Genomic DNA, 23007 nt, shown 5'->3' with positions numbered 1-23007 from the left:
GCGATGGCAGAGGGGCGGCATGCACCTGTCCCATGATCCCGCCGCCCCCGCCGCCGAGACGATCGGCTTCGACCAGTTCCTTGCCGTCGACATCCGCGTCGGCACGATCGTCGAGGCGCTGCCTTTTCCGGAAGCGCGCAAGCCGGCCTACAAGCTGCTCATCGATTTCGGCCCCACGATCGGCCGCAAGCGCTCCTCGGCGCAGATCACCGAGCATTACGCGCTGGAGGAACTGCCCGGGCGCCAGGTTGCCGCAGTGGTCAACTTCCCGCCGCGCCAGATCGGCAAGTTCATGTCCGAGGTGCTGACGCTCGGCTTTCCCGACGCGACCGGCAAGGTGGTGCTGTTTCATCCCTCCATGCCGGTGCCCGATGGCGGCCGGCTCTTCTGATCGGTAGCGTTAACATTTTCGTTGAAACGTTCCGGACACAGGCATAGCCTCGCCGCAAAATAACGAGGGGAGGCAAATATGACCAAGCGACTGGCGCTCGTCGCCATGGCCTTGTCGATTCCGGCGGGGCTCGCATCCGCACCGCTCGCCGCGCAGGACGCGGCGCCGGCGGCGGAGCCCGAAATACTCAACAACGCCGATCCGGACAGCTTCCAGGTCTATGGCCTGCCGGGCGGGGCCAAGCCGGCGTCGATCAAGGATGCCAAGGTCCAGTTCGGCAAGGCGATCCGGATCGAGACGCCAGGGGGCGGCAATGTCTGGAGCGTCGGAGTGAACGCGCCGCTCCAGGCGGGAGCGAAGAAGGGCGACAAGCTGCTCATCGCCTTCTACGCGCGGGTGGCGAAGCCGGCCGAAGGCGCCGCCACCGCGACGATCGCCTCGGCCCAGCTCCAGCTTGCCGCGGCACCCTATACCAGGCTGTTCGGCGAGGGCGTCACGGTCGGGCCCGAGTGGAAGCTCTACAAGGTCGCCGGCCATGCCGATCGCGACTATGCCAAGGGCGAGCTGGCCGCGGCGCTGCACATCAACACCGCCAGGCAGACGCTCGACATCGGCGCGATGGCGGTGCTGGACTTCGGCCAGAAGCCCTGAGCCGCGTGCGGAAGGGAAGGCCGCGGTTGCGTCGCGGCCATGCATGGGCCAGTTCGTCCCGACGATAGATATCCGGAGAGCGAACGCGTGGCTGACGAACCCATCAAAGGACCGGCTTCCTATTTCCCGTCCATCGAGAAGAAATATGGGCGGCCCATCGGCGAATGGCAGGCACTGGTGCGCAAGGCGCTGCCGGCGAAGCACATGGAACTGGTCGCCATGCTGAAGGACGAGCACGGCATGGGCCATGGGCATGCCAATGCCGTGGTCGCCCATGTGCTGGCGTCGGACAAGGGCTAGGCGCGTACCACCGTGACCAGATAGTTCAGCGCCTCGCCGGTGCCGGTCACGAAGCCGCGCGCCGGCGAGAAGCCCAGGCCGGTGCGGTCGATCACCTTCAGCCCGGCGGCGGTCAGCAGTTCCTCCAGCTCCTCGGGGCGGAGGAACTTGCGCCAGTCGTGCGTCCCCGGCGGGATCGCGCCCATGCCCTCGGCCAGGGTGATCATCGCCAGGTGCGAGGCGAGCGTGCGGTTGGGGGTGGAGAGGATCATCAGCCCGCCCTCGGCCAGCGCGCCCGCCAGCGCGGCGACGAACGCCGCCGGATCGGTGACGTGCTCGATCACTTCCATCGAAGTGACGAGGTCGAAGGTCCGTCCGGGCAGGTCCTCGATCCCGCCGGCGACATATTCGATGGCGAGCCCCGTGGCGGCGGCGTGCGCGCGGGCGGCGCCGATATTCTCCGGCGCGGCGTCGATTCCGGTCACCGCCGCGCCCAGTCGGGCGAGCGGCTCGGCGAGCAGGCCGGCGCCGCAGCCGACATCGATCGCGGCCTTGCCCGCCAGCGGCGTGAAGCGGGTGGAATCGCCGCCCCAATGCGCATCGACCGCGGCGCGGACATAGCCCAGCCGCGCCGGATTGAGCCGGTGCAGCATCGCCGAGGAGCCCTTCGGATTCCACCAGTCCGCGGCGAGCTTGCCGAAATGCTCAGCTTCACGCGGGTCAATCGTAGCTTTGGTTGCGCTTGCCATGCGCCGCTCCTATCAGGGCGCCCCATCATCGTCATCCCCGCGAGAGCAGGGACCCAGGCCCGCAAAGCAGACAGGCTCTTTTCCATGGCGCGTATCGTGATGAAGTTCGGCGGCACTTCGATGGCTGGCATCGAGCGCATCCGGAGCGTCGCGGCGCGGGTCAAACGCGAATGGGAAGCCGGCAACCAGGTGGCGGTGGTCGTCTCGGCCATGGCCGGCGAGACGGACCGGCTGGTCAATTTCTGCCGCGAGGCGAGCTCGCTCTACGATCCGCGCGAATATGACGTGGTCGTGTCGAGCGGCGAGCAGATCACTTCCGGCCTGCTCGCGGTCGCGCTCCAGGCGATCGGCGTGCCCGCGCGTTCCTGGCTCGGTTCGCAAGTGGCGATCCACACCGATGCCGCGCATGCCAAGGCGCGCATCCGCTCGATCGATTCCGCCGGACTCGAAGCGGGCTGGTCGCGCGGCGAGGTCGCGGTGATCCCCGGCTTCCAGGGCATCGCCAATGACGGAAGCAACCGCGTCACCACGCTCGGGCGCGGCGGGTCGGACACTTCGGCGGTGGCGGTGGCGGCGGCGGTGAAGGCCGATCGCTGCGACATCTATACCGACGTGGACGGTGTCTACACCACCGATCCGCGCATCGTCCCCCGGGCCCGCAAGCTCAAGAAGGTGACATACGAGGAGATGCTGGAGCTCGCCAGCGTCGGGGCCAAGGTGCTCCAGACGCGCTCGGTGGGCCTGGCGATGAAGGAACAGGTCCGCGTGCAGGTGCTGTCGTCGTTCACCGGCGACGATGCGCCGATGGCGGACACGCTGCCCGGAACGATGATCGTGGGCGAAGAGGAGATTCAGGACGTGGAAAGCCAGCTCATCACCGGCATCGCGCACGACAAGAACGAAGCGAAGATCACCCTCACCGCGGTGCCGGACAAGCCCGGCGCGGTGGCGACGATCTTCAATCCGCTGGCCGAGGCCAACATCAACGTCGACATGATCATCCAGAACATCGCGCACCAGAGCACGGGTTCGGCAAGCGCGACCGACGTGACCTTCACCGTGCCGGCGGCCGATCTGGCGCGCTCGATCGAAGCGCTCAACCAGGCCAAGGGCTCGATCGGCTTCACCGATCTGCTGCAGGACACCCGCGTCGCCAAGATCTCGGTGGTGGGTGTCGGCATGCGCAGCCATGCGGGCGTGGCCGCGACCATGTTCAAGACGCTTGGCGAGCGCGGAATCAACATCCAGGCGATCACCACGTCGGAGATCAAGGTCAGCGTCCTGATCAACGAGGACGAGACCGAGCTGGCGGTGCGCATCCTCCATACCGCCTATGGCCTCGACGCGACCGACGAAGCGGCCTGATCCGCTTTTCCGCCACCGCCGCAACATGTCGTAACATGCGGCGCGATGCTGCCATGTTTCGGTCGCGCTGCCGCCGTGGCGCAATGGTTGGGGCGAAGGCGTGATGCGGTGGCCCTCCCGTCCCTTCGCCGATTCGGGACTGCTCCGCAGGCGGAGCGCCGCGTTGCTGCTCGCGCTTGTCATCGAGCTGTTGCTGGTGCTGCTCCTGCTCTTCTTCGTGCCACCGGTGCCGGGCCGCAAGGATGGCGGGCGCACCACCGTGTTCGGGATCGAGGCGTCGAAGGGCGAGGACAGCCCCGACAAGAAGCCGGCCGAAAGGCAGCAGCAGAAGAAGGCCGCGAAGGCCCAGCGTGCCCAGGCCCAGACCCAGCCGCCGCCGCCGGTGCCCGTGCCGATCGAGACGCCGGTGCCGGTGGGGCCGCCGACCTTCCTCAAGCTGAGCCGCAACGATTATCAGCAGGGCGACATCGCCAAGGTGCCCAGCCACGCCTCCACGGCGGATGGCGCGGAGAGCGAAACCGCCGATTCGGGCGGCGGGGGCGGGGCGGGCGACACGCCGACCGCCGGCCGCAAGGGCCGGAACGGCGAGACGCTCTATGTCGCCGAATGGGTGCGCGAGCCGACCAACGCGGAGCTCAATCCCTATGTCAACGAGAATCGCGCGCGCTTCCCCGGCTATGGCCTGGTCGCCTGCCGCACCGTGGCGCGCAACCGGGTCGACGATTGCTATGAGCTGGAAGAGACGCGCGGCACGGGCTTCGCCGGATCGGTTCGCCAGGCTGCGTTCCAGTTCCTCGTCCGCGCCCCGCGGGTGGGCAAGAAGCTGATGGTCGGCGAATGGGTGATGATCCGCATCGACTATCGCCGGACCGTCCGCGAACCCTGACCCTTGCCGGGTGGCGCTCCGCAAGGCTAGGCGGGGGGATGACCAACATATCTTCCATCGGCGCCGAGCGCCTGGGCCGCCGCATGGCGCGCGGCTGCGCGTTCCTGGGTTCCGAAGTCGCCATCCTGGGCGGCGCCATGTCCTGGGTGTCCGAGCGCAACCTCGTCGCCGCCATCTCCAATGCCGGCGGCTTCGGCGTGATCGCCTGCGGCGCGATGACGCCCGAGCTGCTCGATGCGGAGATCGCCGGGACCAAGGCGCGCACCGCGAAGCCCTTCGGCGTCAACCTGATCACCATGCACCCGCAGCTGTTCGAGCTGATCGAGGTCTGCAACCGGCATGGCGTCGGCCATGTCGTCCTCGCGGGCGGGCTGCCGCCGGCGGGTTCGCTCGATGCGATCAAGGCGAACGGCGCCAGGCTGATCTGCTTCGCCCCCGCGCTCAGCCTGGCCAAGAAGCTGATCCGCTCGGGCGTCGACGCGCTGGTGGTCGAGGGCATGGAGGCCGGCGGCCATATCGGCCCGGTCTCGACCAGCGTGCTCGCGCAGGAGATCCTGCCCGAAGTGGCCGAGCAGGTGCCCGTGTTCGTCGCGGGCGGCATCGGCCGGGGCGAGGCGATCGCCGGCTATCTCGACATGGGCGCGGCGGGCGTCCAGCTGGGCACGCGCTTCGTCTGCGCGACCGAGAGCATCGCGCATGCAAACTTCAAGAAGGCCTTCATCCGCGCCTCGGCGCGCGATGCCACCGCCAGCGTGCAGATCGATCCGCGCCTGCCCGTGATCCCGGTGCGGGCGCTCAAGAATGCCGGCGGCGAATTGTTCACCGCCAAGCAGCGCGAAGTCGCGCAGCTGCTCGACGAGGGCAAGGTCGCGATGGCCGAGGCGCAGCTCCAGATCGAGCATTACTGGGCCGGGGCGCTGCGCCGCGCGGTGATCGACGGCGATGTCGAGCATGGCAGCGTGATGGCGGGTCAGTCGGTCGGCATGGTGACGAAGGAAGAGCCGGTCGCGGACATCATCGCGACGCTGATGGCCGAGGCGGCCCATGCGCTGGAGAAGCGCGCGGCCTGACGCTTGCCGAAGGGGCGCGGGCGTAAGAGGCTCGCGGCCATGGCCATCGTCATGGGATCGGTCGCGGGCCAGGGCGGAGCTGCGGCGGCCGAAGGGGCATCGCCACCCGTTGCCGTGCCGGCGGAGCGGCCGTCTTCGCCGACGCCGTCGCCCATGGCCGAGAGCGGGGAGGGCAGGCTGTTCCCGGCAAGTTGGGCCGAGATGCCCAGCCAGCGGCTGCTGGGCAAGCACAACCCGCCGCGCGCCCGCTATGAAGGCGTCAGCGGCGGCGCGCTCCTCGCCTGCCATGTTCTGCCTACGCGCCGGCTCGCCGATTGCGAGGTGCTGCGCGAGACGCCGGAAGGCTATGGCTTCGGCAAGGCGGCGCGGGAGGCGGCGACGGATTTCCGCGTGAGCCCGCCGATGCTCGGCGGCCAGGTCGTTGCCCGTGGCCGGGTGGCGATCCCCGTCGCCTTCCGCAACCGCGAGCCCCGGCCCTAGCGGCGCTCCTTGCAGAGCTGGTACAGCTCCTTCACGCATTGCCAGGCGGAGATCGCCACGACCACCACGACGGCGATCTCGAGGCTCTTGTCGAGGCTCTGCTGGATCTTCGCGACCTTGTCCGCATCGGTGCCGGCGACGATCACGATCTGCCCCGCCGCGCGCAGCGCCGCGGCGATGGCGAGCGTGCCCGCGGTGCTGCCCAGGATCAGCGCGGCGCGCAGCGGCTTCCAGGCCGGCCGGAGGAAGCCGATCAGGCTCAGCAGGATCCGCGCCCAGACCAGTACCACCACCGGCCAGTAGAGCGTGGCCCAGACCGGCGCGGCGGTGATCACCGTTCCGTCGTCGTGCGGGAAGAAGGGGATGGTGAAGCCGCCCGCCCACCAGATGAGGAAGCCGATGCCGAAGGCGATCTCGAACGCCGGCTCCCAGCGCTTGCGCGGCGGCAGCTCAAGGCGGAGCTTGCCGAGGTGGGGCAGTTCCTCGAGTTCTTCGGGCTTCCAGCGGGCGAGATAGGTGTCGAGCCAGGCGGTTCGCTCGATCACCGCGAAGATCAGCGTGATCAACGCGCCCATGGTGAGCAGCGTATTCGTGGCGTCGCCGAGCCCGTGGGAAAGGGCCTGGAAGAAGGGCTGGCTGCCCACCGCGACCCGGCCGGCGATCTTCACGACCTCGATGACTCCGAAGAGGGCCAGCATGATTCGCAACACGAACCAGTAGAAGGGAAACAGTTCCGCGCCGATCAGCACCTGCTGGTCGTGATACTGGCCGGAGACCGTGAGCGGATGGCCGAATTCCCTGAGGATCTGGCTGACCTCGCCCTTGTCGAGCGGGCGGCCGAGCGCCTCCTCGCTATCCTCGATGCGGGCGGCGATCAGGTCCGCCAGCTCGGCGACGATGTCGTCGGCCTTGGCCGAGGGCAGGTTCCAGCGCACCGCGCCGAGATAGCGTTCGATGAGGTCCATCACTTTTCTCCCTCGGTGAGGCGCAGGATCGATTCCGAGATCGCGTTCCATTCGGCGAGCAGCTGGCCGAGCACGTGCAGGCCGTCCGGCGTCAGGCGGTAGAAGCGCTTGTTGCGCCTGGCTTCCTCGCGCCATTCGCTGGTGAGCAGCCCCTGCGCCTCCAGCCGGCGCAGCAGGGGATAGAGCGCGCCTTCGTCGATCGGCAGCCCCGCCGCTTCCAGGCTGGTGCGCAGCGTGTAGCCGTAACGCTCCTCGCGCAGTGCCCCGAGCACCGCCAGCACCAGCGATCCGCGCCGCAGCTCGACGCGCAGTTTCTCGAACAGGTCTTCCTCGACCGGCATCGTCCTGTGCCTCATATCGTGTATGATACATACTATGTAACATACAGTATATGAGCCCGCAAGCGCCCGCGATGCGCGGGCCTCCGGCGATTTTGCGGCTCCCGCGGCCGATCGGGCGCGCCCGCCGCACTTGTTTCGCCGGTGCATGGCGCACGCGAACACAATCTGTTAGCGCGCATCCATGCCCGTTTCCGCAGCCGCCTCGGCCCGTGAGATACTGACGCGCCTCCACGACGTGATGGCGTCGCGCAACCCGGCGCAATCGAAGCTCAATTCGGTGGTCAACATCATCGGCGAGGCGCTGTCGAGCGAGGTCTGCTCCATCTATCTGCTGCGCGAGGGGTTGCTGGAGCTCTTCGCGACGCGCGGCCTGGCGCAGGAGGCGGTCCATGTCACCAAGCTCGCGCTGGGCGAGGGCCTGGTCGGCACGATCGCCCAGAATGTGGAGACGCTGAACCTCGACGAGGCCGAGCTGCATCCCGCCTTCGCCTATCGTCCCGAGACGGGCGAAGAGGCGTTCCACAGCTTCGCCGGCGTGCCGATCATCCGGCGCGAGCGGGCCGTGGGAGTGCTTGCCGTGCAGCATGCGGAATCGCGCCGCTACGAGAGCGAGGAGATCGAGGCGCTGCAGACCGTGGCGATGGTGCTTTCCGAACTGATCGCCAATGCCGATCTGATCGATCTGGCGAGCGGCGGCGGCTCCACCCGGCTCCAGTCGACCGCCCCCGAGCTGGGCCATGGCTTCAAGCTGGTCGACGGCATGGCCGCCGGCGTCGCGGTCTTCCACCAGCCGCGCATCGTGATCGAGCATACCGTCGCCGAGGATACCGAGGCGGAGCGCCACCGCGTCTATGCCGCGTTCGACAAGATGCGCGAGCAGATCGACCGGATGGCGAGCCAGGCCGAATTCGGCGGCGGCGGCGAGCAGGACGAGATCCTCGCGACCTACAAGATGTTCGCCTATGACGAAGGCTGGTCGCGCCGGATCAACGAGGCGATCGATTCGGGCCTTACCGCCGAGGCGGCGATCGAGCGCGTCCAGCAGCGCACGCGCCAGCGCATGCGCGAGATCGACGATCCGCTGCTGCGCGACCGGATGCACGATCTGGAGGATCTGTCCAACCGGCTGCTCCGCATCGTCTCGGGCCAGCTCGGCACTGCGGCGCAGATGGGGCTGCGCCAGGATTCGATCCTGATCGCGAAGAATCTCGGCCCGGCCGAGCTGCTCGAATATGATCGCCGGCGCCTGAAGGGCGTGGTGCTGGAGGAAGGCTCGCTCACCGCGCACGTCACCATCGTCGCGCGCGCCATGGGCGTGCCGGTGCTGGGGCGCGTCCGCAACATCCGCCAGATGATCGCCGAGGGCGACATGCTGCTGCTCGACACGAGCGAGGAGAGCCTGTTCGTCCGCCCCACCCAGGCGATGCAGGAGGCGTTCGAGGCCAAGCTCGAGCTCAGCCAGAAGCGCCGCGCCGCCTTCGCCCGGATGCGCGGCGTCGCTCCCGTGACGACCGATGGCCACCGCGTGACGGTGATGGTCAATGCCGGCCTGCGCGACGACATGGCCGCGCTCGACCTTACCGGCGCCGACGGCATCGGCCTGTTCCGCACCGAATTCCAGTTCCTCGTCTCGGCCACCCTGCCCCAGCGCGAGATGCAGCGCCGCCTCTACAAGGACGTGCTCGACGCGGCGGGGGACCGGTCCGTCACCTTCCGCACCGTCGATATCGGCGGTGACAAGGCGCTGCCCTATCTCAACCATGACGAGGATGGCGAGGAAGAGAATCCCGCGATGGGCTGGCGGGCCTTGCGCCTCGCGCTCGATCGCGACGGGCTGATGAAGGCGCAGGCGCGCGCGCTGATCGAGGCGGGTGCCGGCCGCACGCTCAACATCATGTTCCCGATGGTCTCGGAACCCTGGGAGTTCGATGCGGCGCGCGAGCTGTTCGAGGCGCAGCGCAGCTGGCTCGCCGCGCGCGGGCGCAAGATGCCGACCGAGATCCGCTATGGCGCGATGCTCGAGGTGCCGGCGCTGGCGGAAGTGCTCGACCTGCTGCTGCCGCGGCTCGACTTCCTGTCGATCGGCACCAACGACCTCACCCAGTTCCTGTTCGCCGCCGATCGCGCGCATCCAAAGCTGGCGTTGCGCTATGATTGGCTGAGCCCGTCGATCCTGCGCTTCCTCAAGCGCGTGGCGGACCAGTGCCGGGCGGGCGGCGTGCCGGTGGGCGTGTGCGGCGAGATGGGCGGCCGGCCGCTGGAGGCGCTGGCGCTGCTCGGGCTCGGCATCGATCGCCTGTCGATCACGCCCGCCGCGGTGGGGCCGATCAAGGCGATGGTCCGGTCGATCGACCGGGGGGCGCTGATGGCGGCGATGGCCCGGATGCTGGCCGATCCGGGCAGCTCGCTGCGCGACCAGCTGGAGGCATGGGCGAGCGAACATTCCGTCGAACTGGCCTGATCTGCCGGCAAAATCACCCTGGCCGGCGTTGACAGGCGGGGCTTGGTGAACGACAGCTTCAGCCGTCGGCGGGAGCAACGGGCGCAACCCTTCCGCCCGGAGAGTATGGATGGAAGGCGAAGCCGCCGAAGACCCGACCCTGTTTCCCGCCAGCGTGGGCGAGAAGCTGCGTGCCGCGCGCGAGGCCCAGGGCCTCGACCTTCCCGAGATCGCCGCGCGTACCCGCATTCCGCAGCGCCATCTCGAGGCGATCGAGAAGGGCAATTACGCCGGGCTTCCGTCGATCACCTATGCGCTGGGCTTCGCCAAGGCCTATGCCCGTGCGGTCGGCGCCGACGAAGTGATGATCGCGCGCGAGCTGCGCACCGAGCTCCACCGCAATCCCGAGCGCGCCGCGCCGGTTCCCGCCTATGAGACCAGCGATCCGGCGCGGGTGCCACCGCGCGGGATCGTCATCTTCGGCGTCGTCCTGGCGCTGCTGCTGGTGGTGGGCGGGGTGCTCTATTACGGCACCGACCTGTTCCGCGGCAGCGCACCCGCACCCGAGACGCTGGCGACCGAGGAGCCGCAGGCGAACCTGGCCGACAATGCCAGCATCGCCAACGTCGCCACGCCCGTGGCGGCCGGCGGCGGCCAGGTCTCGCTGGTCGCGCTCGACACCGTCTGGATCCGCGTCACCGATGCCAAGGGTACCAAGCTCGTCGAGAAGGAGCTCGCCCCCGGCGAGCGCTACGACGTGCCGGCCGATGCCGATCATCCGCGCATCCGCACGGGCGGCCCCGAGAAGATCCAGGTGACGCTCAACGGCTCCAACGTCGATCCGCTCGGCCGCGCCGGCACGACGGTGGATGTCGAGGTGAGCGCCGATGCGCTGCGCGCCCGCGGCCAGCCGGGTGCCTCGCCGACGCCGGCCGCGCCGGCCGCCGGGGGGCCGGCCGCGCGCCGCGAGCGTCCGGCCGCGCGCCTCTCCGTCGCGACTCCGGCGCCGACGCCGGTCGAACCGGCTGCGACGAGCACTGGCAACAGCGCGCCGTAAGGACTGGCGAGGCGTGCGGCCTCCCGGCTATAGCGGACGAGTTCTCCATGTCTGACCTGCACCGGGGGGTGTGATCGATGCGTTTTCTTCTTGCCGCCACTGCAATGGCCGTCGTCTTCGGCGCCGGCACCGCCCAGGCCCAGGATTCCGCGCTCTCCGGACGCGTCGACCGGCTTGAGCGCGAGATGCGCGCCGTACAGCGCAAGGTGTTCCCGGGCGGCGCCGGCCAGACGGTGGAGCCGCAGATCACGCCCGAGACCAGCACCAGCGTGCCCGGCACGCCGTCGGGCACGCCGCTGATCGACTTGACCCAGCGCGTCACCGCGATCGAGGAGCAGCTGCGCACGCTCACCGGCCAGGTCGAGCAGGGCCAGTATCGCCTGCGCCAGCTCGAGGACGCCTTCGCGGCCTATAAGCGCGGCACCGATGCGCGTATCAAGGGGGTCGAGGACCGGGCGACCGCCAATGCCGCGCTGGGCGGCGAGGATATGACGGTGCCGGGCGATACCGCCGGCGCGGCGATCCGTCCGCCGGCGACCGGCACCCGCCCGGCCACACCGCCTCCGGCCGCGGGCACCGCCACGCCGGCCACGCCCAAGCCCACCGGCACGCGCGCCCAGCAGGTGGCGGCGATCGAGAAGCCCAATACGGGCGATCCGGCCGAGGACGGCTATACTTATGGCTTCCGCCTGTGGCAGGCGAAGCTCTATCCGGAGGCGCGCCGCGAGCTCGAGGCGGTGGCGACCAAATATCCGACGCATCGCCGCGCCAGCTATTCGCAGAACCTGCTCGGCCGCGCCTATCTCGATAGCGGCGCGCCCAGCCTGGCGGCGGTGGCCTTCTACGAGAATTACAAGAAGAACCCCAAGGGCGAGCGTGCGCCCGACAGCCTCTATTATCTGGCCCAGGCGCTCATCAAGCTGAAGAAGCCCGCCACGGAGGTCTGCAAGGTCTATACCGAGCTCGACCAATTATATGGCGACAAGCTCTCGGCCGAGATGAAGACCGGCATGGCGGAGGGCCGTGCAAGCCAGAAGTGCAAGTGACCGGCCGACGCTCGACCGGGAAAGGGTCGAGCGCTTCCGCCGGGATTGCGAGGCGCTGACCGGCGGCGCTGCGGGCGAGGGGCGCCATCTGGCCGTTGCCGTTTCGGGCGGGCCGGATAGCCTGGCGCTGCTCCTGCTGGCCCATGCGGCCTTTCCGGGCGCGGTGATCGCGGCGACCGTCGATCACGGCCTGCGCCCCGAAGCGGCGGACGAAGCGGCGCTCGTCCGGCGGCTATGCGATCGGATCGAGGTGCCGCACGAGACGCTCGCCGGAAGCGTGCCCGTCGCGGGCAATCTCCAGCAGGGCGCGCGGGCGCTGCGTTATGCGCTGCTCGCCGATTGGGCGGCGGGCCGGTCCGCCTGGCTCGCGACGGCGCACCAGCAGGACGATGTCGCCGAAACCTTCCTGATGCGTGCCCGGCGCGGCGCGGGAGTGGGCGGGCTTGCCGCGATGGCGGCGGCGCGGCCGCTCGGCGGCGTCACGCTGATCCGGCCGCTGCTCCATTGGACGCGGGAAGAATTGGAGGTGCTCGTCGCGGATGCGGGGATCGTGCCGGCGCGCGATCCCTCCAACGCCGATCCGCGTTTCGATCGCGCCCGCATCCGCGCCTTGCTGGCCGAGGCGGGGGAATTGCCCGCCGATCGGCTTGCCGCCGCCGCGCGCAACCTGCGCGATGCCGAGGATGCGCTGGCCTGGGTCGTCGATCGCGAATGGCGCGCGCGCGCGGTGGCCGAAGGCGGCGCGGTTTCGCTCGATCCCGGCGGCTTGCCCCGGGAACTTCGCCGCCGCCTCGTCGAGCGGGCGGTGGCGACCGTCCGCGCCGCGCACGACCTCGGCCCCGATTGGCGGGAGACCGGGCTCGATCCGCTGCTCGCCGCGCTCGACGCCGGAGGCACCGGTACGATTGCGGAAGTGATCGGGAAGGCGAGGGCCGCTATCTGGCATTTCGCGCTGGCGCCACCGCGTCGATCACACTGATCGACGCTGTTCCATTGCCATTAACTTGGCCGTGCCTATCTTGGGCAGCGGAAAGGTACCGAATCCGCATGAGCGACAACGACAAGCAGCAGGGCCCCGACAATGGGGGCAGCAACCCCTGGATGAAGAGCCTGTTGATCTGGGTGGGCATCCTGGCGGCGCTCGCCCTGTTCGTGACGATCTTCGACAATCGCAACGCCACCGCGCCGGGCGATGCCGTGGCCTATTCCGATTTCATGGCCAAGGTGAACAATGGCGAAGTGAAGTCGGTGAACATCTCGCGTGCCACCGGCGTGGTCAGCGGCGAGCTGTCGAACGGCGGCAAGTTCCGCACGAACGCGCCCGAGGATCCTTCGATGATCGGGACGCTGCTCGCGAAGAACGTGAAGGTCTCGGCCCGCGCCGAGGAAGGTCCGAACATCTGGATCTACCTCCTCTACCAGTCGTTGCCGTTCCTGCTGATGCTCGGCATCGCCTTCTTCGTGATCCGCCAGATGCAGAAGGGCTCCGGCTCGGGCGCGATGGGCTTCGGCAAGTCGCGCGCGCGCCTGCTGACGCAGAAGGAAGGCAAGGTCACCTTCGACGACGTGGCGGGCATCGACGAGGCGCGCGAGGAGTTGCAGGAGATCGTCGAGTTCCTCAAGGACCCGACCAAGTTCGCCCGCCTGGGCGGCAAGATCCCCAAGGGCGCGCTGCTGGTCGGCTCGCCCGGCACCGGCAAGACGCTGCTCGCCCGCGCCATCGCCGGCGAGGCAGGCGTGCCCTTCTTCACGATTTCGGGTTCGGACTTCGTCGAGATGTTCGTCGGCGTCGGCGCGAGCCGTGTTCGTGACATGTTCGAGCAGGCCAAGAAATCGGCCCCGTGCATCGTCTTCATCGACGAGATCGACGCCGTCGGCCGTTCGCGCGGCGCCGGCCTCGGCAACCAGAATGACGAGCGCGAGCAGACGCTCAACCAGCTGCTCGTGGAAATGGACGGCTTCGAGGCAAACGAAGGCATCATCATCATCGCGGCGACAAACCGCCCCGATGTGCTCGATCCCGCGTTGCTCCGTCCGGGCCGCTTCGACCGCCAGGTCCAGGTGCCGCGTCCGGACATCGAGGGCCGGGTGAAGATCCTCCAGGTCCATATGAAGAAGGTGCCGCTGGCGCCCGACGTCGAGCCGCGGGTGATCGCGCGCGGCACCCCGGGCTTCTCGGGCGCCGATCTCGCCAACCTCGTCAACGAAGCCGCGCTGCTCGCTGCCCGCCGCGGCAAGCGGCTGGTCGCGGCGCAGGAGTTCGACGATGCGCGCGACAAGGTGCTGATGGGCGCCGAACGCCGCTCGATGGTGATGACCGACGACGAGAAGCGGATGACCGCCTATCACGAGGCCGGCCACGCCCTGGTCTTCGCGCACGAGCCGACCGCCGACCCGATCCACAAGGCGACGATCATCCCGCGCGGCTTCGCGCTCGGCATGGTCCAGCCGCTGCCGGAGCGGGATTCGTACAGCTATCACCGCGACAAGATGCATGCCGATATCGCCGTCGCGTTCGGCGGCCGCATCGCCGAGGAGCTGATCTTCGGCTATGACAAGGTCTCGTCGGGTGCCTCGAACGACATCATGCAGGCGACGCGTCTCGCCCGCGCGATGGTGACGAAATGGGGCCTGTCGGACAATGTCGGCCCGCTCGACTTCTCGGAGAGCGACGAATCCTATGGCTATGCGATCTCCCGCGCCAAGCCGATGTCGGACGAGACCGCGCGATTGATCGACAGCGAAGTGAAGCGTTTCGTCGAGCGTGGCCTCGAGCGTGCGCGCCAGCTGCTGACCGACCATATCGACCAGCTCCACACGATTGCCCAGGCGCTGCTCGAGTATGAGACGCTGACCGGCGAGGAGATCAAGCGGCTGATCGCCGGCGAGGATCTGGGCCGGCCGGATCCGGGCACCACGACGCGCCCGGTATCGGTGGCAGGCACGTCGATCCCGAAGATCACCAAGTCCAAGGGCCCGTTCGGGCAGCCGACGCCGCAAGGCGCCTGAGTTCCGCCATCATCGGCTGTGAAAAGCCCTCCCACGCGCGATCGGGGGAGGGTTTTTTCACATGCTGCATCCGGTTCTCTTCCTGCTGCTTGCGGCGGGCACGGTGCCGATGACGGTCGCCGAGTTCCTCGCCAAGGCCGATTCGCTCAAGGCGAAGGGGATGCTCGCTGCCTTCTCGCCCGACTATAGGCTGCTGCGCGAGGAGATGGAGCAGGTGGCTACCGGCTGGCGCGCCGAGCTGGCCGCGCAGCAGGCGTCCGGGCGCAGGCCGCACAGCTGCCCGCCACCCAAGGGGCAGGTCAAGATGGGCGGGCCGGAGCTGCTCGCCGAATTCCAGAAGATCCCGCCGGCCCGACGCGGCATCAGCGTGAAGACTGCCTTCTACGCCATCATGCAGCGTCGCTATCCCTGCCCCGCCTGAGCGCTCAGCCGAACAGCCCCAGCGCCACCAGGATCAGCACGAAGATCGCCAGGATCCAGGTGATGAAGAAGGTCAGCACCCAGGCGCGCATGAACGCGGAGAACCAGCCCAGCTGATAGGCCTGCTGGAGCTGGCGCGTCACATGGACGAAAGGAAGCGCGAGCGCCGCCACCGCCAGCCAGCCGCCGCCCAGCCCGGCCGCGGCGACGATCGCCACCAGGATGTAGAAGAGCGACATGAAAGTGATGGAATAAGTGACGAACACCGCATGATCGTAGAGCTTGTATTGCCGCTTCCAGAAGAACAGCGCCCATAGGAACGGCACCGAGAGCGGGATCAGCAGCCAGGAGAATTTGTAACTGGCCGACTGGAGCTTGTACATCATCAGCGCCGGGTTCTTCTGCCACTTCTCGATGCCGTGATCGAGCGCGTGCCAGCCGGTATGGGCTTGCGCGGCCGTCCCGTCGAGATGGCCGCCGCCCAGCGACTGTGCCGCCTTGTCGAGCCCGGCCAGCCCCTGCTGGGCATCGGCAATGCGCTCGCGATACTCTGCCTTGTCCTCCTCGTCGGTGGCCGCGGCGAGCTTTCGCTGCGCCTTGTCGAGCTTGGCCTGCGTATCCTTGCGGGCATAGTCGATCGCGGCGAAGGGCTTCATGTTGCCGGCATTGAGCTCGGTCGGCGCCGAAATCCCTACCCAGGAGAAGACCGCGAACATCGCGAAGACCGAGAAGAGGAAGATCGCCATCGGCGAGACGAAGCGCGCGCGCTCGCCGGCGATGTAGCGCCGGGTCAGCTCGCCGGGCCGCCAGGCGAGCATCGGCAAAGTGCGCCACAACTTGCCCTCGAAATGGAAGACGCCGTGCAGGATGTCGTGCCCGATCGCCGAGAGCGAACGATGGACATGCCCGGCCTGGCCGCAATTATGACAATGCGATCCGATCAGCGCCGTGCCGCAATTGAGGCACAGGCCATGCCCGTCGCCGCCCGCCGCGCCATGCCCTTCGCCCGCCCGCGGCTCGACCGCGCGGCCGAGCAACGCCCCCGTCGCCAGTTCCCCGGCTGCTTCGATTCCCCCCGACATGGCGCCGGACCTATCAGCTTGATCTTGCACGTGCTAGGCGCAAGCGCAGCATGACCGACACCGCAGCCCTGATCGCCCAGATGGCGCAGCGCGCCCGCCGCGCCGCCGTGCAGCTCGCCGCCATGCCGGCCCCGGCCAAGGCCGCCGCGCTGCGCGCCGCCGCCGCTGCGATCCGGGCCGATACGCAGGCGATCCAGGCCGCCAATGCCGAGGACATGGCCGCCGCCGAGGCCAATGGCCTGTCGGGCGCATTGCTCGATCGCCTGAAGCTCGATGCCGGGCGGATCGAGGCCATGGCCGGCGGCGTCGAGGCCGTGGCCGCGCTCGCCGACCCGGTCGGCGACGCGATCGACCGGGTCGAGCGGCCCAATGGCCTGGTGCTGACGCGCGTTCGCGTGCCGATCGGAGTGATCGGCATCATCTATGAGAGCCGGCCCAACGTCACCGCCGATGCCGGCGCGCTCTGCGCCATGGCGGGCAATGCCGCGATCCTGCGCGGCGGCTCCGAAGCGATCCGCTCGAACCGCGCCATCCATGCGGCGCTCGCCCGCGGCCTGGCGGCGGGCGGCATGCCCGAGGATGCGGTGCAGCTGGTCCCCGTCACCGATCGCGCCGCCGTCGGCGCGATGCTCGTCGCCGACGGGGCGATCGACATGATCGTGCCCCGCGGCGGCAAGAGCCTCGTCGCCCGCGTGCAGGCGGAGGCGCGCGTTCCCGTGCTCGCCCATCTCGACGGGCTCAACCATACCTATATCGACGGCGCCGCGGATCCCGCGATGGCGCGCGACCTGGCGCGCAATGCCAAGATGCGGCGCACCGGCATCTGCGGCGCCACCGAGACGCTGCTGATCGACCGTGCCTTCGCCGATCCGAAGCCCGTGCTGGCCGCGCTGGCCGATGCCGGCTGCGAGCTGCGCGGCGATGCCGAGATCCGGACGATCGAGCCGCGTGCGGTGGCCGCCAATGCGGAGGATTGGGACACCGAATATCTCGATTCGATCCTGTCGGTGAAGCTGGTCGACGGGGTGGATTCGGCAATGGCCCATATCGCCGCGCACGGCTCGCATCATACCGATGCGATCGTCACGGCCGACCAGGCCATAGCGGAGCGGTTCCTGGCGCAGGTCGACAGCGCGATCGTGATGTGGAACGCCTCCACCCAGTTCGCGGATGGCGGCGAGTTCGGCCTGGGCGCCGAGATCGGCATCTCCACCGGTCGCCTCCATGCCCGCGGCCCGGTGGCGCTCGAAGGGCTGACGACGTACAAATGGGTGGTGCGCGGCACGGGGCAGGCACGGCCGTGAGCGACACCGTGACGCTCTGGCGTCCGGTCGGCCCCGCGGAGCTTGCGTTGATCGAGGCGACCGGCATGGCCGCCTTCCCACCGCGCCTTCCCGGGCAGCCGATCTTCTATCCGGTTACCAGCGAAGACTATGCGGTGAAGATCGCGCGCGACTGGAACGTGCCGGAGAGCGGCGCGGGTTTCGTGACGCGCTTCGAGGTGCTGCGTGCCTTCCTCGCCGACTATCGGGTCGAGGACGCCGGCGGTCGCGCGCACCGGGAATATTGGATCCCGGCAGCACGGATGGACGCGTTCAACGCGGCGATCACAGGCCCCATCGAAGTGGTGAGGCGTTTCCCCGAATGAAGCGCATCGGCCTGCTGGGCGGCTCATTCAATCCGGCGCATCTCGGGCATCGCAAGCTCTCGCTCCACGCCATCCGGGCGCTGGGGCTCGACGAGGTGTGGTGGCTCGTCTCGCCGGGCAACCCGCTGAAGGACAAGGCCGGCATGGCGCCGTTCAAGGCGCGGATGGCGTCGGCCCAGCGCATGGCGCGGCATGCGCCGATCCGCGTGTCGGGCATCGAGAAGCGGATCAAGACCCGCTACACCGCGGACACGATCCGCAAATTGCCGCGGCTCTTCCCGCGCCATCGCTTCATCTGGCTGATGGGGGCGGACAATCTGGCCCAGTTCCACAAATGGGAGCGCTGGCGCGATATTGCCGAACAGGTTCCGATTGCGGTGATCGCCCGTCCGGGGTATGATCGCGAGGCCCATGCAAGTCCTGCAATGGGTTGGCTGCGGCGCGCTGTGCGGCCCGCAGGCCAGGCGAAGAACTGGACGCGTTGGAGATTGCCGGCCCTCGTGCTGTTGCGCTTCCGCCCCGATCCGACTTCGGCGACGAGCCTTCGGGCCGCCGATCCCGCCTGGCACCGGCGTTATGCGGGTGCCCGTCAAAGTGTAACTTTGATGGGAGAAGCTACCGCGTCGTCTCCACAACAAGTTCGCACAGACAAGTTGCAACCCTAGGAGGCCCCTTGGCCATATCGTCCAATGTTCTGCGTTCGCCCGATGCCGCTGGTGGCACCGAGGCGCTGCACCAGCTCGTGATGACGTCGCTCGACGACGATCAGGCGGTCGAGACGGTCTCGATCCCGCTCGCCGGCAAGAGCAGCATCGCCGACTATATGGTCGTGGCATCCGGCCGTTCGACGCGCCAGGTCGCGTCGATGGCGGTGAAGCTTGCCGACAAGATCAAGGCCGAGTTCGGCCGCACCCCGCGGGTGGAGGGCCTGCCCACCGCCGATTGGGTGCTGATCGACGCGGGCGACGTGATCGTCCACCTGTTCCGCCCCGAAGTGCGCAGCTTCTACAATCTCGAGCGGATGTGGTCGTTCGGCGAAGCCGGCCAGGCGTGATCCGCTAGAAAGGGGGGCGGCACGGGCGATGCAGCTCCATATCGTCGCGCGCGGGAAGATCGGCCGCAGCCCGGAGGCGGAGCTGGTCGATCGCTATCTCCGGCGCATCCAGTGGCCGACCCGGGTGACCGAGCTGCCCGATACGGGCGGCAAGGTTCCCGAGCTTTCGGGCAGCACCCGGATCGTCCTGCTCGACGAGACCGGCGAGAACCTGCCCTCGCGCGTGCTCGCCGAGCGGCTGGGCGCCTGGCGCGACGACGGGGTGCGCGAGGCGCGCTTCCTGATCGGCGCGGCGGACGGGTTCGAGGATGCCGATCGCGCCCAGGCCGATCTGCTGCTCAGCTTCGGCCGCGCCACCTGGCCGCACATGCTGGCCCGGGCGATGCTCGCCGAGCAGCTGTGGCGCGCCACTTCCATCCTTGCCAACCACCCCTATCATCGCGAAGGCTGAGCCCGTGCTCCGCCCGCTGATCCTCGGCGCCAGCCTGCTGGCGATTCTCGCCACCGGCAGCTTCGCCGCGGCGCAGGCGCCGAGCCTCGGCGAGCAGCAGGGGCGCCTGCGCGAGGCCAACGCCCAGAGCAGGGCGGCGCAGGCGCGCAGCGCGCAGCTCGAGCGCCAGGCTGCCTCCGAGCGCGACCAGGCCGCCCGCGCCCGGGCGCAGGAAGCCGCCGCCGCCGAGCGGATCAAGGTGGCCGAGGCCGATATCGCCGCGGCGCGCGCGCGCATCGGCATCGTCGATCGCCAGCTCGCCGCGCAGCGCACGCGCGTCGCCGAGCGCCAGGGGCCGATCCTGCGCCTGATCGCCGCGCTCCAGTCGATGGCCCGCCGCCCGGCGGTGCTCGGCCTGGTCCAGCCCGGATCGACCAGCGACATGGTCCATGTCCGCGCCGTGCTCGGCACGGTGATGCCCGTGGTCGAGGCCCGCACCCGCGACGTGCGCGCGGAGCTCGGCCGCGTCCGGGCGCTGCGGGCCGATGCGCTCGCCGCAGTCGCGAGCTTCCGCGACGCGCGGCGCCGGATCGAGGATGAGCGGATCGCCCTGGTCCGGCTCGAGGCGGATCACCGCGCCCGCTCCGCCCAGCTCGCCTCAAGCGCCCTGGTCGAATCGGACCGCGCCATCGCGCTGGGCGAGCGCGCCCGCGAGATCGCCGACCAGATGGAGACAGCGGGCCAGGCCGCAGGAATCCAGGCCGATCTCGCAATGCTTCCCGGCCCGCTGCCGCGCCCCGGCAGCGCCGTCGCCGCGCCCTCGCGCAAGGCGGGCCCTCCCTATATCCTGCCGGTCGCCGGCGCGGTCGTCACCGGCATGGGCGAGCTGTCCTCCACCGGAGTGCGCGCCCGCGGAGTCACGCTTGCCTGCGCGGCCGGCAGCGACGCCGTCGCCCCCGCGCCCGGCCGCATCCTCTTCGCCGGCCCGTTCCGCGACTATGGCGGAGTGGTGATCATCGACCATGGCAATGGCTGGACCAGCTCGGTCACCGGGCTGGGCGGCACCAGCGTCCGCGTCGGCGAGCATGTGGCGCAGGGCGCGCGCATCGGCCGCGCTCCGGGCGGCGACGCGCCGCGCATCACCGTCGAGCTCCGCCGGCGCGGCGAGCCCATGGACCTTGCGCGCCTGCTCGGCTGATTGTGCCGTGCATTTGCCGCGATCCCGTCCTAGATTGATCCCCGAACGCGTTTCCGGAAAGTAATTATGCTTCGTTCGTTCCTTCAGGTCACCGCCGCGGTCGGCGCGCTGGCGCTCGTTCCCGTTGCTTCCGGCGCCATGGCCGGCGTGGACACTTCGAGCTTCAAGGAGCTCGATACCTTCATGGAAGTCTACAGCCAGGTGAAGGCGAACTATGTCGAGAAGGTCGACGACGCGACGCTGATGAAGGGCGCGATCCAGGGCATGCTCGCCGCGCTCGATCCGCACAGCAGCTATGCCGACGGGCTCGATTTCGACAATCTGAAGATCCAGACCGACGGCAATTACGGCGGCCTCGGCCTCACCGTCACCCAGGAGGACGGGGCGGTGAAGGTGGTGGCGCCGACCGAGGACACGCCGGCCGCGCGCGCGGGCATGAAATCGGGCGACTTCATCACGCATATCGACGGCAAGTTCATCGTCGGCGGCAGCCTGGACGAGGCGATCGAGAAGATGCGCGGCAAGCCGGGCACCAGCGTCACGCTCACCGTGATCCGTCCGGGCGCCGACAAGCCGCTCACCTTCACCATGAAGCGCGAGATCATCGTGCAGCGGCCGGTGAAGTGGGACGTCAAGGACGGCGTCGGCATCATCAACATCAACACCTTCACTGCCCAGACCGGGGCGGACACGATCAAGGCGATCCAGGAGATCGACAAGAAGCTGGGCCGCAAGCCGCTCGGCTATGTCGTCGATCTGCGCGAGAATGGCGGCGGATTGCTCAGCCAGGCGATCGAAGTGTCCGACATATTCCTGTCGCATGGCGAGATCGTCTCGCAGCGCGGCCGGGAGAAGACCGATATCGAGCGCTGGTATGCCGATGTGAGCGAGCCGGGCATCGTCTCGGTTCCGGGCGACCTCGCCAAGGGCCTGCCGGTGGTCGTGCTGATCGATGCGGGCACCGCCTCCGCCTCGGAAATCGTCGCGGGCGCGCTGCAGGACCATCACCGCGCGCTCGTGATGGGCGTGCGCAGCTTCGGCAAGGGCTCGGTCCAGTCGATCCTGCCGATGGGCCCGCGTGCGGCGCTGCGCCTCACCACGGCGCGCTACTACACGCCTTCGGGGCGCTCGGTGCAGGAAGGCGGCATCAAGCCCGACCTGCTGGTGCCCCAGCTCACCGATCCCGACTACAAGACCCGGCCCTCGATCCGCGAGGCGGACCTGCGCGCCCACCTGATCAACAACGACAAGGTCGACGATTCGGTGCTCGAGGACGATCAGCGCGCCGATCCGCGCTTCGCCAAGACGGCGGACCAGCTGAAGAAGGAAGGGATCGACGACTTCCAGCTGCATTATGCGCTGCAGACCATTTCCCGCCTCGGGCCCAAGACCCAGGTTGCCGCGACACGGAGCAAATAAGCCATGCGCAACGACGGCCTCCGCATCGCGCGCTGGATCGCGCTCCTCCTTCCCCTCGCGCTGGTGGGCGGCGCGCATCTCTCCGAATTGTTCGGGCTGGTGCCGTGCGAGATGTGCTGGTGGCAGCGCTGGCCGCATTATGCCGCGGTGCTGATCGCGCTGGCTTCCTTCCTGGTGAAGGATCGCCGTGCCCAGCTCGGGCTGGTCCTGCTCGCCGGCACGGCCGTGGCGATCAGCGGCGGCATCGGCGTCTTCCATGCCGGCGTCGAGTATAAATGGTGGGAAGGCATCACGGCGTGCACCGCCCAGGTGCATGGCGACAATCCGATGGACATGCTGAACGACGCGCTGCGCCGGCCGCTGATCCGCTGCGACGTGCCGCAATGGACGTTGTTCGGGATCAGTCTGGCCGGCTTCAACGCGATCCTCTCGCTGGGCGGGGCGATCCTGATCTTTCTGCTCGCCGCCCGCAGGGGCACCCGGGCATGAGCTGGAAGCCCGGCGATCGGCGCGAGGGGATGTCCTCGATGGTTCGCGTCGACCAGGCGGGCGAATATGGGGCGACGCGCATCTATGCCGGCCAGCTCGCCGTGATGGGCGATCGCACGCCGATGGCGCGGATGATCGCCGGCATGGCCAGCCAGGAAGAACGCCACCGTGCCTTCTTCGATGCGATGATCGCACGCCGCGGAGTGCGCCCGACTGCGCTCCAGCCCTTCTGGAACATCGCCGGCTTCGCGCTGGGCGCGGCCACGGCGGCGATGGGGCCCGAGGCGGCGATGGCCTGCACCGCCGCGATCGAGACCGAGATCGACTTGCATTACCAGCAGCAGCTCGAAGAGATCGGCACCGGCGATCCCGAACTCGCCGAGGCCGTGGCGAAGTTCCGCGACGAGGAGCTCGAGCACCGGGATACCGCGCTCGCGCACGGCGCGGAGCACGCTCCGGCCTATCCGCTGCTGTCCGGATTGATCCGCGCCGGCTGCCGCGCTGCCATTGCGATATCGAAACGGATATAAAGCCCCCA

General features: G+C 69.0%; 26 protein-coding genes. 22 read left to right on the top strand and 4 right to left on the bottom strand.

Going from position 1 to position 23007, the window contains the following annotated elements:
* The first annotated feature begins 19 nt into the window (after positions 1 to 19).
* From FHR20_RS12655 to FHR20_RS12645, 3 genes are all read left to right on the top strand, one after another.
* A complete protein-coding gene (locus tag FHR20_RS12655; protein ID WP_167299973.1) occupies positions 20 to 391 on the top strand; it encodes a tRNA-binding protein in 372 nt (123 codons plus the stop codon).
* 78 nt (positions 392 to 469) lie between these two features.
* On the top strand, positions 470 to 1042 hold the full coding sequence (locus FHR20_RS12650; protein WP_167299972.1) for a hypothetical protein: 573 nt from the start codon (positions 470 to 472) through the stop codon (positions 1040 to 1042).
* Positions 1043 to 1129: 87 nt separating this feature from the next.
* Positions 1130 to 1342, top strand: coding sequence for a DUF4287 domain-containing protein (locus tag FHR20_RS12645; RefSeq protein WP_167299971.1), 213 nt, complete (start codon positions 1130 to 1132; stop codon positions 1340 to 1342).
* Here FHR20_RS12645 and ubiG read toward each other — a convergent pair.
* Positions 1339 to 2070 carry a bifunctional 2-polyprenyl-6-hydroxyphenol methylase/3-demethylubiquinol 3-O-methyltransferase UbiG gene (gene ubiG / locus FHR20_RS12640; RefSeq protein ID WP_167299970.1) on the bottom strand — a complete coding sequence of 244 codons (732 nt, stop codon included), beginning with the start codon at positions 2068 to 2070 and terminating at the stop codon, positions 1339 to 1341. The two genes, FHR20_RS12645 and ubiG, sit on opposite strands and share 4 nt — an antisense overlap.
* Positions 2071 to 2154: 84 nt before the next feature.
* On the opposite strand from ubiG, the gene FHR20_RS12635 reads away from it, so the two are divergent.
* The 4 genes from FHR20_RS12635 (at position 2155) to FHR20_RS12620 (ending at position 5871) form a co-directional block, all read left to right on the top strand.
* Entirely contained in the window at positions 2155 to 3435 is a 1281-nt protein-coding gene (locus FHR20_RS12635; RefSeq protein ID WP_086127871.1) for an aspartate kinase, read from the top strand.
* Between the two features lie 163 nt (positions 3436 to 3598).
* Complete coding sequence (locus tag FHR20_RS12630; RefSeq protein WP_243857305.1) at positions 3599 to 4321, top strand: hypothetical protein; 723 nt, start codon at positions 3599 to 3601, stop codon at positions 4319 to 4321.
* Between the two features lie 38 nt (positions 4322 to 4359).
* On the top strand, positions 4360 to 5391 hold the full coding sequence (locus FHR20_RS12625; RefSeq protein WP_208413576.1) for an NAD(P)H-dependent flavin oxidoreductase: 1032 nt from the start codon (positions 4360 to 4362) through the stop codon (positions 5389 to 5391).
* A 39-nt stretch (positions 5392 to 5430) separates the two neighbouring features.
* Positions 5431 to 5871 (top strand): TonB family protein, encoded by a 441-nt coding sequence (locus FHR20_RS12620; RefSeq protein WP_167299968.1) that lies wholly within the window; start codon positions 5431 to 5433, stop codon positions 5869 to 5871.
* Here the strand turns inward: FHR20_RS12620 and FHR20_RS12615 are convergent.
* Positions 5868 to 6836, bottom strand: coding sequence for a hypothetical protein (locus tag FHR20_RS12615; protein WP_167299967.1), 969 nt, complete (start codon positions 6834 to 6836; stop codon positions 5868 to 5870). The genes FHR20_RS12620 and FHR20_RS12615 overlap by 4 nt on opposite strands.
* Positions 6836 to 7177, bottom strand: a complete 342-nt coding sequence (locus tag FHR20_RS12610; RefSeq protein WP_167300506.1) for a PadR family transcriptional regulator — start codon at positions 7175 to 7177, stop codon at positions 6836 to 6838. The genes FHR20_RS12615 and FHR20_RS12610 overlap by 1 nt, the downstream gene beginning before the upstream one ends.
* Before the next feature lie 181 nt (positions 7178 to 7358).
* On the opposite strand from FHR20_RS12610, the gene ptsP reads away from it, so the two are divergent.
* The 6 genes from ptsP to FHR20_RS12580 all read left to right on the top strand — a co-directional run bounded on the left by ptsP (position 7359) and on the right by FHR20_RS12580 (position 15150).
* Positions 7359 to 9638, top strand: coding sequence for a phosphoenolpyruvate--protein phosphotransferase (gene ptsP, locus FHR20_RS12605; protein WP_167299966.1), 2280 nt, complete (start codon positions 7359 to 7361; stop codon positions 9636 to 9638).
* 109 nt (positions 9639 to 9747) lie between these two features.
* Entirely contained in the window at positions 9748 to 10674 is a 927-nt protein-coding gene (locus FHR20_RS12600) for a helix-turn-helix domain-containing protein (protein ID WP_167299965.1), read from the top strand.
* 77 nt (positions 10675 to 10751) lie between these two features.
* Positions 10752 to 11720 carry a tol-pal system YbgF family protein gene (locus FHR20_RS12595; RefSeq protein ID WP_167299964.1) on the top strand — a complete coding sequence of 323 codons (969 nt, stop codon included), beginning with the start codon at positions 10752 to 10754 and terminating at the stop codon, positions 11718 to 11720.
* A complete protein-coding gene (gene tilS / locus FHR20_RS12590) occupies positions 11698 to 12699 on the top strand; it encodes a tRNA lysidine(34) synthetase TilS (RefSeq protein WP_167299963.1) in 1002 nt (333 codons plus the stop codon). Before FHR20_RS12595 ends, tilS begins: the two co-directional genes overlap by 23 nt.
* Positions 12700 to 12767: 68 nt before the next feature.
* Complete coding sequence (gene ftsH, locus FHR20_RS12585) at positions 12768 to 14729, top strand: ATP-dependent zinc metalloprotease FtsH (protein WP_167299962.1); 1962 nt, start codon at positions 12768 to 12770, stop codon at positions 14727 to 14729.
* Between the two features lie 61 nt (positions 14730 to 14790).
* Positions 14791 to 15150 carry a hypothetical protein gene (locus FHR20_RS12580; protein WP_167299961.1) on the top strand — a complete coding sequence of 120 codons (360 nt, stop codon included), beginning with the start codon at positions 14791 to 14793 and terminating at the stop codon, positions 15148 to 15150.
* Positions 15151 to 15154: 4 nt separating this feature from the next.
* Here the strand turns inward: FHR20_RS12580 and FHR20_RS12575 are convergent, their stop codons facing one another.
* Positions 15155 to 16231 carry a DUF3667 domain-containing protein gene (locus FHR20_RS12575; protein WP_167299960.1) on the bottom strand — a complete coding sequence of 359 codons (1077 nt, stop codon included), beginning with the start codon at positions 16229 to 16231 and terminating at the stop codon, positions 15155 to 15157.
* A 50-nt stretch (positions 16232 to 16281) separates the two neighbouring features.
* On the opposite strand from FHR20_RS12575, the gene FHR20_RS12570 reads away from it, so the two are divergent.
* The 9 genes from FHR20_RS12570 (at position 16282) to FHR20_RS12530 (ending at position 22999) form a co-directional block, all read left to right on the top strand.
* Positions 16282 to 17535: a glutamate-5-semialdehyde dehydrogenase gene (locus FHR20_RS12570; protein ID WP_167299959.1), complete on the top strand. Its 1254-nt coding sequence runs from the start codon at positions 16282 to 16284 to the stop codon at positions 17533 to 17535.
* Positions 17532 to 17879 carry a hypothetical protein gene (locus FHR20_RS12565; protein ID WP_243857304.1) on the top strand — a complete coding sequence of 116 codons (348 nt, stop codon included), beginning with the start codon at positions 17532 to 17534 and terminating at the stop codon, positions 17877 to 17879. The genes FHR20_RS12570 and FHR20_RS12565 overlap by 4 nt, the downstream gene beginning before the upstream one ends.
* Entirely contained in the window at positions 17876 to 18544 is a 669-nt protein-coding gene (locus tag FHR20_RS12560) for a nicotinate-nucleotide adenylyltransferase (RefSeq protein ID WP_167299957.1), read from the top strand. The genes FHR20_RS12565 and FHR20_RS12560 overlap by 4 nt, the downstream gene beginning before the upstream one ends.
* Positions 18545 to 18624: 80 nt before the next feature.
* Entirely contained in the window at positions 18625 to 18933 is a 309-nt protein-coding gene (rsfS, locus tag FHR20_RS12555) for a ribosome silencing factor (RefSeq protein WP_167300505.1), read from the top strand.
* 28 nt (positions 18934 to 18961) lie between these two features.
* The gene (locus FHR20_RS12550) at positions 18962 to 19384 is read left to right on the top strand and encodes a 23S rRNA (pseudouridine(1915)-N(3))-methyltransferase RlmH (RefSeq protein ID WP_167299956.1); all 423 of its coding nucleotides are present in this window, start codon (positions 18962 to 18964) and stop codon (positions 19382 to 19384) included.
* A gap of 4 nt (positions 19385 to 19388) precedes the next feature.
* Positions 19389 to 20561, top strand: coding sequence for a peptidoglycan DD-metalloendopeptidase family protein (locus tag FHR20_RS12545; RefSeq protein WP_167299955.1), 1173 nt, complete (start codon positions 19389 to 19391; stop codon positions 20559 to 20561).
* Positions 20562 to 20627: 66 nt separating this feature from the next.
* Complete coding sequence (locus FHR20_RS12540) at positions 20628 to 21980, top strand: S41 family peptidase (RefSeq protein ID WP_167299954.1); 1353 nt, start codon at positions 20628 to 20630, stop codon at positions 21978 to 21980.
* A gap of 3 nt (positions 21981 to 21983) precedes the next feature.
* Positions 21984 to 22469, top strand: coding sequence for a disulfide bond formation protein B (locus tag FHR20_RS12535; protein WP_167299953.1), 486 nt, complete (start codon positions 21984 to 21986; stop codon positions 22467 to 22469).
* Positions 22466 to 22999, top strand: coding sequence for a demethoxyubiquinone hydroxylase family protein (locus FHR20_RS12530; protein ID WP_167299952.1), 534 nt, complete (start codon positions 22466 to 22468; stop codon positions 22997 to 22999). Before FHR20_RS12535 ends, FHR20_RS12530 begins: the two co-directional genes overlap by 4 nt.
* Positions 23000 to 23007 lie beyond the last annotated feature (8 nt).

This window comes from Sphingomonas leidyi (assembly GCF_011761945.1).
GTDB classification, from domain to species: Bacteria; Pseudomonadota; Alphaproteobacteria; order Sphingomonadales; family Sphingomonadaceae; genus Sphingomonas; species Sphingomonas leidyi.
This window is presented reverse-complemented; position numbering and strand designations above follow the sequence as displayed.

Bases quoted from the DNA above. Each gene is read 5' to 3' on its own strand.
- FHR20_RS12655 (WP_167299973.1), top strand. From the start codon at position 20: ATGCACCTGTCCCATGATCCCGCCGCCCCCGCCGCCGAGACGATCGGC.
- FHR20_RS12650 (WP_167299972.1), top strand. From the start codon at position 470: ATGACCAAGCGACTGGCGCTCGTCGCCATGGCCTTGTCGATTCCGGCG.
- ubiG (WP_167299970.1), bottom strand. From the start codon at position 2,070: ATGGCAAGCGCAACCAAAGCTACGATTGACCCGCGTGAAGCTGAGCAT.
- FHR20_RS12635 (WP_086127871.1), top strand. From the start codon at position 2,155: ATGGCGCGTATCGTGATGAAGTTCGGCGGCACTTCGATGGCTGGCATC.
- FHR20_RS12625 (WP_208413576.1), top strand. From the start codon at position 4,360: ATGACCAACATATCTTCCATCGGCGCCGAGCGCCTGGGCCGCCGCATG.
- FHR20_RS12620 (WP_167299968.1), top strand. From the start codon at position 5,431: ATGGCCATCGTCATGGGATCGGTCGCGGGCCAGGGCGGAGCTGCGGCG.
- FHR20_RS12615 (WP_167299967.1), bottom strand. From the start codon at position 6,836: ATGGACCTCATCGAACGCTATCTCGGCGCGGTGCGCTGGAACCTGCCC.
- FHR20_RS12610 (WP_167300506.1), bottom strand. From the start codon at position 7,177: ATGCCGGTCGAGGAAGACCTGTTCGAGAAACTGCGCGTCGAGCTGCGG.
- ptsP (WP_167299966.1), top strand. From the start codon at position 7,359: ATGCCCGTTTCCGCAGCCGCCTCGGCCCGTGAGATACTGACGCGCCTC.
- FHR20_RS12600 (WP_167299965.1), top strand. From the start codon at position 9,748: ATGGAAGGCGAAGCCGCCGAAGACCCGACCCTGTTTCCCGCCAGCGTG.
- FHR20_RS12595 (WP_167299964.1), top strand. From the start codon at position 10,752: ATGCGTTTTCTTCTTGCCGCCACTGCAATGGCCGTCGTCTTCGGCGCC.
- ftsH (WP_167299962.1), top strand. From the start codon at position 12,768: ATGAGCGACAACGACAAGCAGCAGGGCCCCGACAATGGGGGCAGCAAC.
- FHR20_RS12580 (WP_167299961.1), top strand. From the start codon at position 14,791: ATGCTGCATCCGGTTCTCTTCCTGCTGCTTGCGGCGGGCACGGTGCCG.
- FHR20_RS12575 (WP_167299960.1), bottom strand. From the start codon at position 16,231: ATGTCGGGGGGAATCGAAGCAGCCGGGGAACTGGCGACGGGGGCGTTG.
- FHR20_RS12570 (WP_167299959.1), top strand. From the start codon at position 16,282: ATGACCGACACCGCAGCCCTGATCGCCCAGATGGCGCAGCGCGCCCGC.
- FHR20_RS12560 (WP_167299957.1), top strand. From the start codon at position 17,876: ATGAAGCGCATCGGCCTGCTGGGCGGCTCATTCAATCCGGCGCATCTC.
- rsfS (WP_167300505.1), top strand. From the start codon at position 18,625: ATGACGTCGCTCGACGACGATCAGGCGGTCGAGACGGTCTCGATCCCG.
- FHR20_RS12550 (WP_167299956.1), top strand. From the start codon at position 18,962: ATGCAGCTCCATATCGTCGCGCGCGGGAAGATCGGCCGCAGCCCGGAG.
- FHR20_RS12540 (WP_167299954.1), top strand. From the start codon at position 20,628: ATGCTTCGTTCGTTCCTTCAGGTCACCGCCGCGGTCGGCGCGCTGGCG.
- FHR20_RS12535 (WP_167299953.1), top strand. From the start codon at position 21,984: ATGCGCAACGACGGCCTCCGCATCGCGCGCTGGATCGCGCTCCTCCTT.
- FHR20_RS12530 (WP_167299952.1), top strand. From the start codon at position 22,466: ATGAGCTGGAAGCCCGGCGATCGGCGCGAGGGGATGTCCTCGATGGTT.